This is a genomic window from Pseudarthrobacter sulfonivorans, from assembly GCF_031454915.1.
Classification (GTDB): domain Bacteria; phylum Actinomycetota; class Actinomycetes; order Actinomycetales; family Micrococcaceae; genus Arthrobacter; species Arthrobacter sulfonivorans_C.
Map to the genome: position 1 here is coordinate 41392 of NZ_JAVDRS010000004.1, position 15348 is coordinate 56739.

Here is a 15348-nt window from a genome sequence, read left to right on the forward strand (position 1 = left end):
TCTTTTTTGAGCGAAATGTGACATGATCGATGGAACACCACTCACGTCAAAGGACCCCAGCCATGACAGGTATCACCAGCACGCAGCTCGCCGATGGCCGGGAGCTCATTTATTTCGACGACGCCGGGCCGCTGGCCGGTTCGTCCCGCACCGTGGCAGTGACCACCGATCACCGGGATCTTCCTGAGCGTGCGGCGCCGGGAGAAATCCGTTTCGATGCACTCACGGACGAGTGGGTGGCGGTTGCCGCGCACCGGCAGACGCGCACGCACCTGCCGCCCGCAGACCAGTGCCCCATCTGCCCCACCACCGCAGCCAATCCCTCCGAGATCCCCGCTCCCGATTACGACGTTGTGGTATTCGAAAACCGTTTCCCGTCACTGGGCCCCGCCGTTGGCCAGATCCCCCCGGCTCCGGCCTGGGGAACCACCGGACCCGCTTACGGACGCTGCGAGGTTGTGTCCTTCACCCCCGAGCACACGGGATCATTCAGCGGACTGAGTGAGACGCGGGCCCGCACCGTCATGGAAGCCTGGGCGCACCGCACGGAAGCCCTCAGCAAATTGCCGGGGATCCGCCAGGTGTTCCCGTTCGAGAACCGGGGAGCCGACATCGGCGTCACCCTGCACCACCCGCATGGCCAGATCTACGCGTACCCCTACGTCACCCCAAGGGCCGGGACCCTCGGTGTTGCGGCACGGAAATTCTATGATGGGTCCGACGGCCGGCAGACCCTGACAGGTTCACTGCTGCGGGCGGAACGCGAAGACGGGAGCCGGATGGTGATGGAGGGAGAGAACTTCAGCGCCTACGTGCCGTTCGCCGCCCGGTGGCCGTTGGAGATCCACCTTGTGCCGCACCGTCAGGTACCCGATCTCGCGGCGCTCAGCGGCGAGGAAAAGGATGAACTGGCGCACGTTTACCTGGATTTGCTGAAGCGGCTTGATGCTCTTTACCCCACGCCGACGCCCTACATTTCAGCGTGGCACCAGGCACCGCTGGACGATCTGCTGCGCCCCGCCAGTTACCTGCACCTCCAGCTAACCTCCCCCCGCCGGGCAGCTGACAAGCTCAAGTACCTGGCTGGCTCCGAGGCCGCGATGGGTGCCTTCATCAACGACACAACGCCCGAAAGTGTGGCTGAAAGGCTCCGGGCCGTGACAGTTCCGGCGTCCGCCCCCTCCCCCGCCGCCGTTTTCGCCGCTACTGTCCCCACCACCCTGGGCACCCAGCCCGAAGGAGCACACGCGTGAGCGCCGCACCCGACCCGTCAACCATCCAGGGCCCGCCCAGCGTGGCGGAACTCACCGCACGGTTCGAGCGGGAGTTCGGCACGCTTCCCGACGGCGTCTGGCAGGCACCGGGACGCGTTAACCTGATCGGCGAACACACTGACTACAACGAGGGCTTTGTGCTCCCGTTCGCCATCGATAAGACCGCACGCGTCGCCGTCGCAGTCCGGCAGGACTCCACGGTCAGGCTCATGTCCACCTACGGTGACCAGGGAATTTTCGCCACCGATCTAACCTCCTTGGAGCCGGCCTCCGCGAAAGGCTGGACGAAGTATCCGCTCGGCGTCATCTGGGCGCTGCAGGAGCGCGGCATCACAATTCCCGGACTGGATTTGCTGCTCGATTCCAATGTGCCGCTGGGCGCCGGGCTCTCGTCCTCGCACGCCATCGAATGCGCGGTAATCTCCGCCCTCAACGAACTGACCGGTGCCGGGCTGGAGCCCGAGGAGATGGTCCTCGCCACCCAGAGGGCTGAAAACGGCTTCGTGGGCGCCCCTACGGGCATCATGGACCAGTCCGCTTCCCTCCGCGGCTCGAAAGGGCATGCAGTGTTCCTGGATTGCCGGGACCAGAGCGTTGAGCTGGTTCCCTTCGACGCCGAGTCCGCCGGGCTGGTCATGCTGGTGATCGACACGAAGGTCTCCCACTCCCATGCCGACGGCGGTTACGCGTCCCGCCGCGCCTCCTGTGAGTTGGGCGCCGAACTTCTTGGCGCCAAGGCACTCAGGGACGTCCAGGTGGGAGGCCTGGACAGGGCCAAGGGCCTGCTGGACGAGGTCACCTTCCGCCGCGTCCGCCACGTGGTGACAGAGAATGACAGGGTCCTGCAGACGGTGGAGCTGCTCACCAGCGATGGTCCCGGCGCCATCGGAGAACTGCTGGATGCCAGCCACCTTTCCATGCGGGACGATTTCGAGATCTCCTGCCCGGAACTGGACCTCGCCGTGGCCATCTCGCGCGCCAGCGGCGCAATAGGCGCCCGGATGACGGGCGGCGGTTTCGGCGGGGCGGCCATCGCCCTGACACCGGCAACGGCGGAGCAGCAGGTGCGCACCGCCGTCGAGCGCGCCTTTTCCGAAGCGGGCTACAGGGCTCCGGAGATTTTCACGGTGGCCCCGGCCGCGGGAGCCATGCGCGTCTCATAGCGTCAGCATCAGAAAGGGCTCCCGGCTGTGCGTGATGCACAGCCGGGAGCCCTTCCGTGTATGGAGCAGTGCGACGGCGGCGCCGTCGTCTCTAAGTGCTAGTCGTCGCCGCGCAAGATAGCGAGCAGCCGGATGATCTCCACGTAGAGCCACACCAGGGTGACCGTCAGGCCAAAGGCCGCCGTCCAGGAGAAGCGCTGCGGGGCACCGGCATTCACGCCTTCTTCGATGCTGGTGAAGTCCATGATCAGGGAGAAAGCCGCCAGACCGATGGCCAGGAGACCGATGAAGACGCCCAGCGGGATGCCGAAGATCTCTACGCTGGTGCGCAGGCCGAACGGTTCCTGCACAGCACCGGTCATCATCATGACCATGTTAATCAGCGCGAAGACTGCGTAGCCGATGATCGCGATCATGAAGAAGCGCATGGCCTTGGGCGTAGCCCGTACCTTGCCGCTCTTGAACAGCACCAATGTCACCGCAAAGACCGACAGCGTACCGATGACGGCCTGCAGGCCTACGCCCGGGAACTGGGCGTCCAGGATGCGGGTCAGTCCCCCGAGGAAGAGACCCTCCAGGCCCGCATAGGCGAGGATCAGTGCCGGCGACGGCTGCTTCTTAAAGGTGTTCACCAGTGCCAGGACAAAACCGCCTATTGCACCGACGATCATCAGGACGCTTGCGAGGCCCATGCTGACAAACAGAGTGACTGCAGCACCCGCCACCACAACGGCGATGCAGGCAGTGGTTTTGACAATGACGTCGTCATAGGTCATCCGGCCAGTGTCTGCGGGACCCGCGGCGGGCTGGTCGTAGATGTACTGAAGCTGCTCGCTGGTCTGCTGGGAATAGCCGGCCTGACCGTCCAGGTCCATTGCGGGCGCGCGTCCGTAGGGAGCCTGTCCATAGGGCCCCTGCGGGACAGGCGGCGCCTGCGTTGCTCCACGGAAATTCTTTCCGTTGAAGATCGGGTTTCCGCCAAGTGCCATTGCTGGTGTCCTCCAAGTAAGGGTTGAGTCGTGAATTACAAACCACGCTACCAATATCTACGCCCATGCGCTCCAATAAGTTCCCCCATGCAGGGCGCCGAAATGGAACCGTGATGCATCCGGGCAGGCCGCCGCCGGCACGGCAGAACGGGGCGTCGGCCATATGACCCATGAGGAATACTGCTGAACACCAGAAGTTTCTTGGCGAACACTTTAGCGAAGGGCAATGGCCGCGGACCAGTTGTTATGCGATCGCGACCGTACCAGCTTCCCGTCACCGTAAATTTGGCCCTGACGAGCTGTAACATAGGCCACACACGGTGACGGATATCACAATCAGGTCCCAAACCTGCAGAAAGCGGTGCCATCCGTCCCGTGACGTTTGCAGCGGTTGCAAGGGCGCACCCTGGCCACCCCCCAAGTGGAGGTTTTTCAATTTGAGAAGTACACCCAAAGGCCTGCCGAACCGACGGCAGCTGGGATTGCTGACAGCGATTGGAGCCATCCTTGGCTCAGTCCTGGCAATCCTGCTTATCGTCGCTCCGGCTTCACAGGCCACTTCCCCGTCTCCGGCACCATCCCCGTCGGCGACCACATCCCCTTTCAGCATCAGCGGGTTCCTGCGTAACGCGGGGGCTCCACTCGCTGAGGTCAAGATCAGTGTTTCCGGTGAAGGCTTCGAGGGTTCCACCACTTCGAGCGCCAACGGGTCCTGGACCATCGGCGTGCCGAAGTCGGGCACGTATGAGGTGGAACTGGATGAATCCACGCTTCCGGAAGGGGTGGCACTGGCCGAGGGCCAGGAGAATCCGCGGCAGCTGGCGTTCGGCCAGACCTCCAACCAGACCACCATCTTCACCTTCGGCGCGGGCATTGTGCAGCAGGAAGGCAATTTCGCCCAGGACCTCACTAATCGTCTGGTCGCCGGCCTGAGTTTCGGGCTGCTTCTCGCCCTGGCCGCAGTGGGCCTCTCGCTGATCTTCGGAACCACGGGCCTGACCAACTTTGCCCACGGCGAAATGGTCACCCTCGGGGCCGTCCTGGTTTTCGCCTTCAACGCCATGGGGCTGCCGTTCTGGCTGACGCTCATTCTCGCCCTGCTCGGCGGAGGGCTGGTGGGCTACGTCCAGGACGCAGGGCTGTGGAAGCCGCTGCGGGGCCGCGGGACCGGGCTGGTCCCCATGATGATCGTCAGCATCGGCCTGGCCCTCGCCGCCCGGTATGTGATCCTGTTCTACTTCGGCGGAGCTACCGAACAGCTTCCCGGTGCGCAAAGTGCCGAGATCCAGCTGGGCCCGATCTCCGTTTCCCCGAACAACCTGTGGTCGCTGGTCATCAGTGCCGTCGTCATCCTGGTGGTGGGGCTGGTGCTGATGAAGACACGCCTCGGCAAGGCCACCCGGGCCGTTGCCGACAACCCGGCGCTGGCTGCTGCCTCCGGCATCGACGTGGACGCGGTCATCCGCATCGTCTGGATCGTGGGCGGTGTGCTCGCCTCCCTGGGCGGCATTCTCTGGGCGTACTACCGGCCCGGTGTGTCCTTCAACATGGGCTCACAGATTCTGCTCCTGATCTTCGCCGGCGTCACGCTGGGCGGCCTCGGGACCGTCTTTGGCGCCCTCATCGGCTCAGTCGTCGTCGGTATTTTCACCGAATTGACCACAGTCTTCGGTGCGCCGGCAGACCTCAAATACGTCATCCCGCTGGGCGTGATGATCCTCGTCCTCCTGATCCGGCCGCAAGGCATCCTGGGTCGCCGCGAGCGCGTGGGATAGGAAGGACCAATCATGGATTTTGCAGCTATTCTGTCCAACGCCTTTGGCGAACTCATCAGCCCCACGACGGCCGCGTATGCTCTGGCCGCCTTGGGCCTCGCAGTCCACTTCGGCTACTCCGGCCTCCTGAACTTCGGCCAGGCGGGATTCATGGCCGTCGGAGCCTATGGCTTTGCCATCTCGACGCTCACCTTCAAGGCACCGTTTTTCCTGGCCCTCCTGATCGCCGTTGTGGCCGCAGCCATCTTCGCGCTCATCCTGGGCATCCCGACCCTCCGCCTGCGGGCCGACTATTTGGCGATCGTAACCATCGCGGCGGCGGAAATTGTCCGCTATCTGGTCACCACCAACGGCTGGACGGCAGTGACCGGCTCGGCCAACGGTCTGGCGGCCTTTGAGGGCGGGTTCTTCGAGATGAATCCGTTCCCTCCGGGTTCGTATCCCCTGGGCATGAACAACCGCGATTTCTTCATCCGCATCGTGGCGTGGGTCCTGGTGATCGTTGCCGGAATTCTGATCTGGCTCCTGATGCGCAGCCCTTGGGGCCGTGTCCTGAAGGGTATCCGGGAAGACGAAAACGCCGTCCGGTCGCTGGGCAAGAATGTCTACGCCTACAAGATGCAGGCGCTGATCATCGGCGGCGTCCTCGGCGCCCTGGCCGGGATGATCTTTACATTGCCCCGCGGCGCCATCCAACCAGCCAACTACGGCACCGAACTGACATTCTTCCTGTGGACCTGCCTCCTGCTCGGCGGCATGGCCACGGTGCTGGGACCAGTCATCGGCGCCATGATCTTCTGGGTGGTGCTGTCACTGACCCAGGGCATCCTCAGCGGCCTGATCGAGTCCGGGATCATCACCTTTCTCTCCACCACCCAGGCGGGCCAGCTCCGGTTCATCCTGGTGGGCGTGGCCCTGATGCTGCTGATGATCTTCCGGCCGCAGGGCGTCTTCGGCAACAAGAAGGAGCTTGCATTCGCATGAGCGAGCAGAACGCAGTACCAAAGCATGAGGGCGTCGACTTTATGACCGACACCCGTCCCATCGCGGCGGACGAAACAGGCCCTGGCTGCAAAAAGCGCGATCCGATCGTGGTGGCCGAGAACATCAGCCGCAGCTTCGGCGGCATCAACGCCGTGGACGTGGAGTACCTCGAGATTCCGCGGCACAAAATCACCGCCCTCATCGGCCCGAACGGGGCCGGAAAAACCACACTGTTTAACCTGCTCACGGGTTTTGATAACCCCAACTCAGGCAAATGGCAGTTCGAAGGCCACAACATCGCCGGCGTGTCGTCCTACAAGCTTGCCCGGCTGGGCATGGTGCGGACGTTCCAGCTGACCAAGGTCATGGGCAAGCTCACCGTGATGGAGAACATGCGGCTCGGTGCCGCAGACCAGCCAGGCGAGAGACTGTCCAAGGCTTTGTTCAAGGGCATATGGGGCGGCCGGGAGAAGGAAATCACGGCGCAGGCCGACGTCCTGCTGGAGAAATTCAAGCTCGATGCCAAGAAGAACGACTACGCCGCGTCCCTGTCCGGAGGCCAGCGGAAGCTGCTGGAAATGGCGCGTTCCCTGATGGTCCGGCCAAAGCTCGTCATGCTGGATGAGCCCATGGCCGGCGTGAATCCTGCCCTCACCCAGTCCCTGCTGGACCACATCAAGAACCTCAAATCCGAAGGCATGACGGTCTTGTTCGTTGAACACGACATGAACATGGTCCGGCACATCGCCGACTGGGTGGTGGTGATGGCGGAAGGCAAGATTGTCGCCGAGGGCCCGCCAGCCGACGTTATGAAGAATCCTGCCGTGATCGACGCCTATCTGGGCGCCCATCACGACGTCGATCTCGGCGACGCCGAAGGAATCAAGGAACTCGAAGCCGAGCTCGAAGCGGATGAAGAGTCGATTGTCGGCACCGAAAACGCCGGCATTATTGCCCCGGAAATTGTGGTCTCCGGACTGGAAGAGAAGGACGGAAAATGAGCGCAACCAGCGCAGCCCCCGCCGCGAATCCGGCACAGTCCGACGACGCCGTGGTCACCGTGAAGAACCTGGTGGCCGGCTACCTCCCCGGCGTCAACATCCTCAACGGCTGCAGCATCGAGGCCCGTAAGGGCGAACTGATCGGTATCATCGGCCCCAACGGAGCCGGTAAGTCCACGCTCCTCAAGGCTATGTTCGGGCTGGTCAAGGTGCACTCAGGCACGGTGGTTGTCCGTGGCAAGGACATCACCGGGCTCAAGGCCAACAAACTGGTCACCCAGGGCGTTGGCTTTGTGCCGCAGAACAATAACGTGTTCGCGGCCCTGAGCATCGAGGAAAACCTGCAGATGGGCATGTACCAGCGGCCGAAAGCCTTCGCCGAGAGGTTCGACTTCGTGACCAGCCTCTTCCCTGAACTGGGCAAACGCCGGGCCCAGCGGGCGGGATCGCTGTCCGGCGGCGAACGGCAGATGGTGGCCATGGGACGGGCCCTCATGATGGACCCGGCGGTGCTCCTCCTGGACGAGCCGTCCGCGGGGTTGTCCCCCGTTAAGCAGGACGAAACGTTCCTCCGAGTCCATGAGATCAACCGGGCAGGCGTATCCGTCATCATGGTGGAACAGAACGCCCGCCGCTGCCTGCAGATCTGCGACCGTGGGTACGTCCTGGATCAGGGCAAGGACGCCTACACAGGCACAGGCCGCGAACTCATGAAGGACCCGAAAGTCATCCAGCTGTACCTAGGTACGCTCGCCGACGAAGTCAGCTAGCCAGAGCTCGAACCTGGCCACGGCCAGCAGCCAAGGCACACACAAAGAACCCCGCCCGGTGAAATCCGGGCGGGGTTCTTGTTCTCGGCTGGAGTGGTTCTAGAGCTTGCCGAACTCTTCCTTCACGAGGGCGATGGTGTTGTCTTCCTTGTACTCGTAGACGCCGATCGTTGCTTCCGAGGGATCGCCGCTGTCCGCAAATGACACCGGGCCGGACTGGCCATCGTAATCAATGTCCTTGCCCTCCCGCAGCAGCGTCACGCAGCTGGCGAAGCTGAAGCACTTCTCGCCGTCCTTGGAGACGGCCTGAAGCTGCTTGGCAATGTCCACACCCTTGGTGCTCTTGGCAGCTTCTGCAGCAAGTGCGATGAGGTTGGCAGCGTCCCAGCTCTCACCGGCGTAGATGAAGTCCTTCAGAGCCGGGTCAACTTTCAGCAGCTCCTTTTTGAAGTCTTCACCGGCCGTGGTGCCCGGAATGGTGCCGTGGGCCTTGGTGAGCGTGCCGGGATCGAAATCCTTGCTGTAGTCGACAGTGTTGCCGTCAACCAGGAAGATCTGCTCTGCCTTGATGCCCTTGCCGGTCAGGAGCGGGATGATGCTCTTGCCCTGGACAAAGGAGATAACGGCGATGGCATCCGGCTTGGCGGCGATGACCTTGTCCACCTGGGTGCTGAACTGGGAGTCGCCTTCATTGAACAGCTCTTCGGCCACAACCTTGCCGCCGGCCTTCTCAAAGGATTCCTTGAGCTTGTTGCCGAGCCCGGTGCCGTAGGAGTCGTTCAGCACCAGCATGCCCATCGTCTGGGCGCCACAGGAGGCTGCATAGTTGCCCAGCACTGATCCCTGCAGGACATCGGATGGTGCCGTCCGCCAGTAGAGGCCCTTGTCATCCCATTCGGTGAAGTCCACCGAGGTGTTGGCCGGGGAGAACTGAACCACGCCGGCACCGGTGATCTGGTTGATGACAGTCTTGGAAACACCTGAGGAGGCAGCACCGATGATGGCGCTGACGCCCGAACCCAGGAGGTTGTTAACGGACTGCGTGGCAACGTCCGTAGTGGTGTCACCGGAGTCGCGGTTGATGACCTGGATGGGCTTGCCCAGCACGCCGCCCGCGTCGTTGATCTGCTTGGCAGCCAGGCTGACGCCGGCAATCTCGGGCGGGCCGAGGTAGGACAGTGCGCCAGTCGTCGGCAACAGCGTGCCGAGCTTGAGTGGCGTGTCAGTGGTGGTTGACGATGGCCGCACGGTGCCCGACGCTGGGATCACCGGCGCCTTCAGTCCTTCCGAAGGAGCCGGGCAGGAGAGGCCTGCCGGCTTGGTCGTTGTGGTCGCCGTCGGGGTGGAGGTACCACCACAGGCAGTGGCCAGCAGGGCGACGCCTACGCTGAGAGCGGTTAGCTTGGCAACGCGGGGTGCCGCCGGGGGGAGTGAAATCATTGACAATCTCCTGGATCGAAAGGTGCGAACGGCCTTTGACGCGGATGATCAGGTGTTCCTGATTTAACTTCAAGCTAGTGCATATCTGCTGCGGATATAAGTGACTGAGGTCACATCCTCATAACAGTCGTTGCATATGCGGAATCAACGGACGCGGCGGTCCAGTCTGATTTTGGAGGGGTCCTGCAGGGCCCCGGGCGGGGCACCGGAAGGCGCGCCCGAGGGAAGATGTGTACCCCAGGTGGGACTCGAACCCACAACACGCGGATTTTAAGTCCGCTGCCTCTGCCAATTGGGCTACTGGGGCGCCCGGTCAATGGTATCCCGTCATCAGCCTGACAGCGGTGCGGCATACCGGAAAGTGCCGTGGATCCCGCCAGGCCAGAGTGCCAGCGGAAGCAGCTGGAAGTGATCGCCCCAGGCTTCCTCAGGCGGCAGCACGCCGAAAGAGGCAGCCGGGACAAAGCCGAACCGCGGGTAATATTCCGGGCTGCCCAACAGCGCAATGCCGCCCTCCCCCGCCGCATTGGCCCTGGCGATCGTGTCGTTCATCAGGGCAGTGCCGATCCCGTGCCGCTGCAGCCGGGGCGTGACACCGATCGGTCCCAGTCCCAGCAGCCCGTAGTCTCCCACCCAGCCCCGGGTGCTGATCACATGGCCCACTATTTCGTCAGCCAGCTCTGCCACCACGCTGAATTCGGGCAGGTATTCCTCGCAATCGAAGAGCTGGCGGAGCACCTCAACCTCGATGGGCTCCCCTTCCACGGGCAGGCCGGTGACAGGCGAGATGGCGAACGCTTCTGCGGTCAGCGCGAGGATTTGGTCCCGGTCCGCGGCCGTTTCGTTCCGAAGGACCAGCTCGGGCCGCGGCTGGTCCCGGCTGGCGGCTGACAGCTCGTTGAGGACTTCGAGGGCACGCGGCGCGTCGGCAACAGGCACCAGCAAGTGGTCGTGGTGGAAGCCCGCCAGCACGTTGCAGCTGATCCTGGCATCAGTGAGGACCTTTCCGACGGCGGCCGTCAGGCCCACAGCCTCCAGCGCAGAATGCACTTCAAGAGTGATCCAGGCCGCCACAAAGTCATAAGCCAGGCCCAGGCTGTCCGCCGTTTCCCGTGGCAGCACCACCGTGAGCCCCTCGGCCTCACGGACGGCAGCCTGGATGCCTGGTTCAAGCGGCCTGCCATGCGGCCACAGGACGTAGACATACTCACCGTCCCTGAGCACCGGATGCAGGGCTGCGAGCAGGGCCGGGAGGTTCACTTCGCCAGTCATGGTGCCAGTCTAGAAGGCGCAACCCGAGGAGACGCAAACGGCGGCCATCTCCCTTAGGGGACAGCCGCCGTCGTGCGTTACTGCAGGCGCGTGTCAGACCGGTGCCAGGGCGGACCTATTTGGCGTCTGCGGTGACTGACTGCTTGGGGTCCACGCTGGTGGCAGCCGCGGAACCCGGCTGCGCTGCGGCCGCTGAGACCTCAGGTGCCGCCGGGGCAGCAGCTGCTGCCGGCTTGGGAGCCGGGGTGGCGGCCGCGACGAAGGCACCGCGCGGGTTGTCCAGGTCGATGAGCTGGGTGGTGTCGCGGCCCATAAAGAACGCCAGGACCCAACCCATGATGACGCGGATCTTCCGCTCCACTGTGGGCATCGCCATGCCGTGGTAGCCACGGTGTGCCAGCCAGGCCAGCGGGCCCTTGAGGCCGATGCGGCCGATGAGGTTGATGTTGGCAACGCCCTTCCACTCACCGAAGCCGGCCACAGCACCAAGGTTCTTGTGCTTGTACTCCTTCAGCGGCTTTTCCCACCGGGAGGCCCACAGGTTCTTGGCGAGGTGCTTGGCCTGGCGCAGGGCGTGCTGGGCGTTGGGAACGCAGGTCCCATCCGGCAGGCCGCTGCCCGTGAGGTCCGGCACTGCGGCGATGTCGCCGGCGGCCCAGGCGTTGTCGACGATGCCTTCATCACCGGCGATGCGGAGGTCCGGAAGGACGCGGACTCGGCCGCGGGGTTCCAGCGGGAAGTCGGACGAACGGATCATCGGGTTGGCCTGCACACCGGCAGTCCAGACGAGCGTGTCGGCTTCGAATTCCTGGGCAAGGGTCTTGTCCGGGAGGTTGATGAGCTTGAGGGTACCTTCAGCACTGTCCAGCGAGGTGTTCAGCAGGACCTCAATGCCGCGGCTGCGGAGGTGCTCCACAACCCATTCAGCCTGGGGCCCGGTGACCTCGGGCATGATGCGGCCCATGGCTTCAACCAGGACGAAGCGGACTTCCTCCTGGCTGATGCGCGGGTTGTTCCGGACCGCTGCGCGGGCCAGGTCTTCCATTTCAGTGATGCACTCGATGCCGGCAAAGCCGCCACCGACCACAACGAAGGTCAGGGCCTTGGCGCGGGCTGCGGGATCCGTGATGGTGGAAGCAGCTTCGATCCGCTCCAGCACCTTGTTGCGGAGGGCTACGGCCTCTTCGATGGTCTTCAGGCCGATGCCCTTGTCCGCGAGCCCCTTGATGGGGAACGTGCGGGTGATGGCGCCTGCGGCCACCACGATGTCAAAGTAGGGAACCTCGATGTGCTCTCCACCATCCGCGGGTGCCACAACAGCAGTGCGGTTGGCGTGGTCGATCGAGGTGACGCTGCCCTGGATGAGTTCAGTCTGCTTCAGGTGCTGGCGGTGGGAGACCACTGCGTGGCGGGCTTCGATATTGCCGCCGGCAACTTCGGGCAGGAAGGGCTGGTAGGTCATGTAGGGCAGTGGATCCACGAGGGTGACGATGCCACCGGCATTCGCGATCTTCTTCTGCAGTTTGAGTGCTACGTACAGGCCGACGTACCCGCCGCCGACGACGAGTACCCTGGGACGGTCCTGGAGCTCTGGGGTGGTTGCCATGATTTAAGAGTACAGCACTTTGTGAAAATCTTCACTAACTGCGTTTACCGCCGGAATCCACGGAGTCGAAGACGCCGGTATCCGGGTCTTCGCGCCCCATGCGGGGGTCGCGGGCAGCCCTCCGCAGCTGGAACGCGGCCGCGGCGATGATCGCCAGGAACAGGACGGCCGAACCTATGACCACGGCGCCGCCAATGGCGCTGTCCCGCTGTGACGGAGCCTTCGCAGCAGGCACCGTGGGATCCGGCAGAGTGGGAACGGCGCTGGCTACGTCCGAGGTGGGCAGGGGCGCAGGAGTAGCCAGGTTGCCGCGGCGGTGAACGCGGATCCAGTCAGAAATGGAGCCCAAGGGGTTGACGGCCGCTTCGGTGACGGAAGCCTTCAGGGCAGCCTCGGCATTAAGCACGCCAAAGCCGTACAGCGGGTCTTTTCCGGAGGGACCGGCGTCCTTGGCCGTGCTGACGATCCGGTTGATGACCTGTTTGGCGCTCATCTCCGGCCACTTGGACCGGATGAGGGCCGCGACGCCGGCCACGATGGGAGCCGCGCCTGAGGTACCGGCCCACTCGGCATAGCCTCCGCCGGGCAGTCCGCCGAGGAGCTTCTCGGCCGGCGCCGCCACGCCGATGCTGATCCCCTGGGAGGACGAGTCGACGCTCGCAACCCCCTTGCGGTCCAGCCCTGCCACGGTCAGGACGCCGGGAATGGTGGCCGGCGCCCCAACCTGGAGGTTGCCGCCGATCCTGTTGCCGGCCGCGGCAACGATCACCACGTCTTTTTGCTCGGCATAGAGGAAGGCTGCGTCCCAGCTTTGGGGCCACTGCGGAGTGGTGCTGCCCAGCGAGATATTGATGACCCGGGCGCCGTTGTCCACGGCCCAGCGGACGGCCTCGGGGATCTGGTCCTGATCGCTCTTGCCTGCGGGGTTTTCCGAACCCAGCCATGTGGAGACCGACAGGATTTCCGCCTCCGGAGCTACGCCCACCATGCCGTCCGGTCCGGCTGTGGACGGCGAGGGGCTGGGCGAGGCTGAAGACTTTGCGGGTTGGTGGCCGCGTCCTGCCAGCATCGTGGCTACCAGTGTCCCGTGTTCGGGTTTGATGCCGAGCGTTTTCTGGCCGTTGGGTTTGCCGGCGCCGGATGCGTCGTAGCCTCCGGTGACCACACCTTTAAGGTCGGGGTGTCCGGCATCCACGCCGCTGTCGATCACCGCAACCTTCACGCCGGCACCCTTGGAGACCTCCCAGGCCTTGGTGATCCCGGACCCGGCCAGCCAGTGCTCCTTGTCCCGCACGGCGTCGGCCTGTGCGGCGGGTGCCACTGCCAGTCCGGCGGCCAGGCTGACGCCCGCCAGGGTCATCGCCAGGAGCGCTGAGGCGGTCCGGCGGAACCGGGCTGTTGCTCTGGTCATCTGGTTTCCCCTGCTTGGTGCGCTGATGCCTGGCGTCAGTTGAGGCTCAGGGCAATTCCATCAAGAATATCGTGTTCGCTGGCAGTGGCTGTGACGATCCGGCCCCCACTGAGTTCCTGCAGCCGCTCCAGGATCCGGCGCCACACCAACCCACCGGCGCCCATGACGTCCACCCGGCCCGGGTGCATGTAGGGCAGTTCTGCACGTCCGGCCCTGGTCATCGCCAAGAGGTCGGCGGCGGCTGCGGTGATGGTCGCAACCGGCAGTTCCGCCCCATGGATAGCCCCCGGGGAGTATTCCGGCAGGCGAAGCGCATGGGCCGTGATGGTGGTGATCGAGCCGGCAACGCCGACGACGGCGGTGGCGCGTTCCAGCGGCACGTCAAGTCCCGCACGCGTAATGGCGGCGTCGACGTCGGCTTCCGCGGCGGCGATCTGTTCCGCCGTGGGCGGGTCGTCCCGAAGGTGCCGTTCGGTCAGGCGGACGCAGCCGATGTCCACGGACTTGGCGGCGGTAACGCCGTTGGGGGTGCCGAGAACGAATTCAGTGCTTCCGCCGCCGAGGTCAACCACCAGCACCTGGTCGCCGTCGCTGATGGGCAGCACGCTGCTGGCCCCTGCGAAGGACAGCGCTGCCTCCTCGTCGCCCGAGATGACTTCCGGCTCGACGCCCAGCAGCTCGCGGATTCCGTCGACAAAAACGTGGCGGTTGCGGGCATCCCGGCTGGCCGACGTGGCCACAAAGCGCACCGACACGGCGCCGTGTTCACGGATGAGCGCTGCATAATCCGCGGTGGCGGCGAAGGTGCGCTCCAGCGCCTCGGGGGCAAGCTCACCGGTGGCATCCACGCCCTGGCCCAAGCGGACCACGCGCATTTCCCGAACGACGTCCGTAAGTTTGGCAGTGCCGTTGCTGCGGTCCACGTCCGCGATCAGCAAGCGGATGGAGTTGGTGCCGCAGTCGATGGCGGCGACGCGGGTCATTGACCTGCCTCCGGTGCGCCGGCGGTTTTGCGGACCGGGGCGGGACGGCCCACGATCTCCGGCAGGCCCTGCGGTCCGTGCCGGCTCAGGTCCCGCGACGGTGCTTCCCCGTCGGTGTCCCAGGCGCCGGCGCAGTAGCAGCGGTCCGCGGTCCACCATTCGCTGATGCCGGCGATTGCCTCATCGCCAAGCGGGTTCACGCCTGGCCCGGCGGCCAGGGAATGCCCCACCAGGACGTGCAGGCATTTGACGCGGGTGGGCATGCCGCCGGCGGAGATACCGTCAATTTCGGGGACGGCGCCGATGCCCGCCCGCTCGCCTATCCCTGCCCGGGCAGCGAGGTAGTCCTCGTGGGCGGCCCGGTACGCTGCCGCCAGCGGTTCATCCGTGGTGAGGCGCTCATTCATCTCGTTCATCAGCCCGGCAGCCTCCAGCCGCGAGACGGCGGAGGTGATGACCGGGTGGGTCAGATAGAACGTGGTGGGGAACGGTGTGCCGTTGCCCAGGCGGGGTGCCGTGGCAGCCACCAAGGGGTTCCCGCAGACGCAACGCGCCGGGATTTCGACGACGTCCCGCACCGGCCGTCCGAGTTGTCTGCTGAGTACTTCAAGATCATGTGCTGATGGCTGGCGGGATTTCTCCGGCTCAGTTGCCGTGTGTGCTTCCACTGGCGCGGCCAT

13 protein-coding genes and 1 tRNA gene are annotated in these 15348 nt (G+C 64.5%); 6 read left to right on the forward strand and 8 right to left on the reverse strand.

Annotated elements, in window-relative coordinates:
• Positions 1 to 62 precede the first annotated feature (62 nt).
• Positions 63 to 1253: a galactose-1-phosphate uridylyltransferase gene (gene galT / locus J2808_RS10525; protein WP_309815687.1), complete on the forward strand. Its 1191-nt coding sequence runs from the start codon at positions 63 to 65 to the stop codon at positions 1251 to 1253.
• Positions 1250 to 2437 (forward strand): galactokinase, encoded by a 1188-nt coding sequence (gene galK, locus J2808_RS10530; protein WP_397428035.1) that lies wholly within the window; start codon positions 1250 to 1252, stop codon positions 2435 to 2437. The genes galT and galK overlap by 4 nt, the downstream gene beginning before the upstream one ends.
• 98 nt (positions 2438 to 2535) lie before the next feature.
• Here galK and J2808_RS10535 read toward each other — a convergent pair whose 3' ends face one another.
• Positions 2536 to 3426: a Bax inhibitor-1/YccA family protein gene (locus J2808_RS10535; protein ID WP_309815690.1), complete on the reverse strand. Its 891-nt coding sequence runs from the start codon at positions 3424 to 3426 to the stop codon at positions 2536 to 2538.
• A 482-nt stretch (positions 3427 to 3908) separates the two neighbouring features.
• Between J2808_RS10535 and J2808_RS10540 the strand changes: the two genes are divergently transcribed.
• From J2808_RS10540 to J2808_RS10555, 4 genes are read left to right on the forward strand one after another with little or no spacing between them, the layout of a single operon-like run.
• Positions 3909 to 5201 carry a branched-chain amino acid ABC transporter permease gene (locus J2808_RS10540; protein WP_309815691.1) on the forward strand — a complete coding sequence of 431 codons (1293 nt, stop codon included), beginning with the start codon at positions 3909 to 3911 and terminating at the stop codon, positions 5199 to 5201.
• Positions 5202 to 5213: 12 nt separating this feature from the next.
• Positions 5214 to 6185 (forward strand): branched-chain amino acid ABC transporter permease, encoded by a 972-nt coding sequence (locus J2808_RS10545; RefSeq protein WP_309815693.1) that lies wholly within the window; start codon positions 5214 to 5216, stop codon positions 6183 to 6185.
• Positions 6182 to 7186, forward strand: coding sequence for an ABC transporter ATP-binding protein (locus J2808_RS10550; RefSeq protein ID WP_309815696.1), 1005 nt, complete (start codon positions 6182 to 6184; stop codon positions 7184 to 7186). The genes J2808_RS10545 and J2808_RS10550 overlap by 4 nt, the downstream gene beginning before the upstream one ends.
• Complete coding sequence (locus tag J2808_RS10555) at positions 7183 to 7956, forward strand: ABC transporter ATP-binding protein (RefSeq protein WP_309815699.1); 774 nt, start codon at positions 7183 to 7185, stop codon at positions 7954 to 7956. Before J2808_RS10550 ends, J2808_RS10555 begins: the two co-directional genes overlap by 4 nt.
• 99 nt (positions 7957 to 8055) lie before the next feature.
• Here the strand turns inward: J2808_RS10555 and J2808_RS10560 are convergent, their stop codons facing one another.
• The 7 genes from J2808_RS10560 to J2808_RS10590 all read right to left on the reverse strand — a co-directional run bounded on the left by J2808_RS10560 (position 8056) and on the right by J2808_RS10590 (position 15348).
• Positions 8056 to 9396, reverse strand: a complete 1341-nt coding sequence (locus J2808_RS10560) for an ABC transporter substrate-binding protein (protein WP_309815703.1) — start codon at positions 9394 to 9396, stop codon at positions 8056 to 8058.
• Between the two features lie 233 nt (positions 9397 to 9629).
• Positions 9630 to 9703: transfer RNA gene (locus J2808_RS10565), tRNA-Leu, on the reverse strand.
• 23 nt (positions 9704 to 9726) lie between these two features.
• Positions 9727 to 10668 (reverse strand): N-acetyltransferase, encoded by a 942-nt coding sequence (locus tag J2808_RS10570; protein ID WP_309815705.1) that lies wholly within the window; start codon positions 10666 to 10668, stop codon positions 9727 to 9729.
• A 115-nt stretch (positions 10669 to 10783) separates the two neighbouring features.
• Positions 10784 to 12274 carry an NAD(P)/FAD-dependent oxidoreductase gene (locus J2808_RS10575; protein WP_309815707.1) on the reverse strand — a complete coding sequence of 497 codons (1491 nt, stop codon included), beginning with the start codon at positions 12272 to 12274 and terminating at the stop codon, positions 10784 to 10786.
• 34 nt (positions 12275 to 12308) lie between these two features.
• Positions 12309 to 13685, reverse strand: coding sequence for a S8 family serine peptidase (locus tag J2808_RS10580; RefSeq protein WP_309815709.1), 1377 nt, complete (start codon positions 13683 to 13685; stop codon positions 12309 to 12311).
• Between the two features lie 35 nt (positions 13686 to 13720).
• A complete protein-coding gene (locus tag J2808_RS10585) occupies positions 13721 to 14668 on the reverse strand; it encodes a Ppx/GppA phosphatase family protein (RefSeq protein WP_309815711.1) in 948 nt (315 codons plus the stop codon).
• Positions 14665 to 15348, reverse strand: a complete 684-nt coding sequence (locus tag J2808_RS10590; protein ID WP_397428036.1) for a DUF501 domain-containing protein — start codon at positions 15346 to 15348, stop codon at positions 14665 to 14667. The genes J2808_RS10585 and J2808_RS10590 overlap by 4 nt, the downstream gene beginning before the upstream one ends.

Coding starts and splice junctions, on each gene's coding strand:
- galT (WP_309815687.1), top strand. CDS start 63: ATGACAGGTATCACCAGCACGCAGCTCGCCGATGGCCGGGAGCTCATT.
- J2808_RS10535 (WP_309815690.1), bottom strand. CDS start 3,426: ATGGCACTTGGCGGAAACCCGATCTTCAACGGAAAGAATTTCCGTGGA.
- J2808_RS10545 (WP_309815693.1), top strand. CDS start 5,214: ATGGATTTTGCAGCTATTCTGTCCAACGCCTTTGGCGAACTCATCAGC.
- J2808_RS10550 (WP_309815696.1), top strand. CDS start 6,182: ATGAGCGAGCAGAACGCAGTACCAAAGCATGAGGGCGTCGACTTTATG.
- J2808_RS10555 (WP_309815699.1), top strand. CDS start 7,183: ATGAGCGCAACCAGCGCAGCCCCCGCCGCGAATCCGGCACAGTCCGAC.
- J2808_RS10560 (WP_309815703.1), bottom strand. CDS start 9,396: ATGATTTCACTCCCCCCGGCGGCACCCCGCGTTGCCAAGCTAACCGCT.
- J2808_RS10570 (WP_309815705.1), bottom strand. CDS start 10,668: ATGACTGGCGAAGTGAACCTCCCGGCCCTGCTCGCAGCCCTGCATCCG.
- J2808_RS10575 (WP_309815707.1), bottom strand. CDS start 12,274: ATGGCAACCACCCCAGAGCTCCAGGACCGTCCCAGGGTACTCGTCGTC.
- J2808_RS10580 (WP_309815709.1), bottom strand. CDS start 13,685: ATGACCAGAGCAACAGCCCGGTTCCGCCGGACCGCCTCAGCGCTCCTG.
- J2808_RS10585 (WP_309815711.1), bottom strand. CDS start 14,668: ATGACCCGCGTCGCCGCCATCGACTGCGGCACCAACTCCATCCGCTTG.
- J2808_RS10590 (WP_397428036.1), bottom strand. CDS start 15,348: ATGGCCGCGCCAGTGGAAGCACACACGGCAACTGAGCCGGAGAAATCC.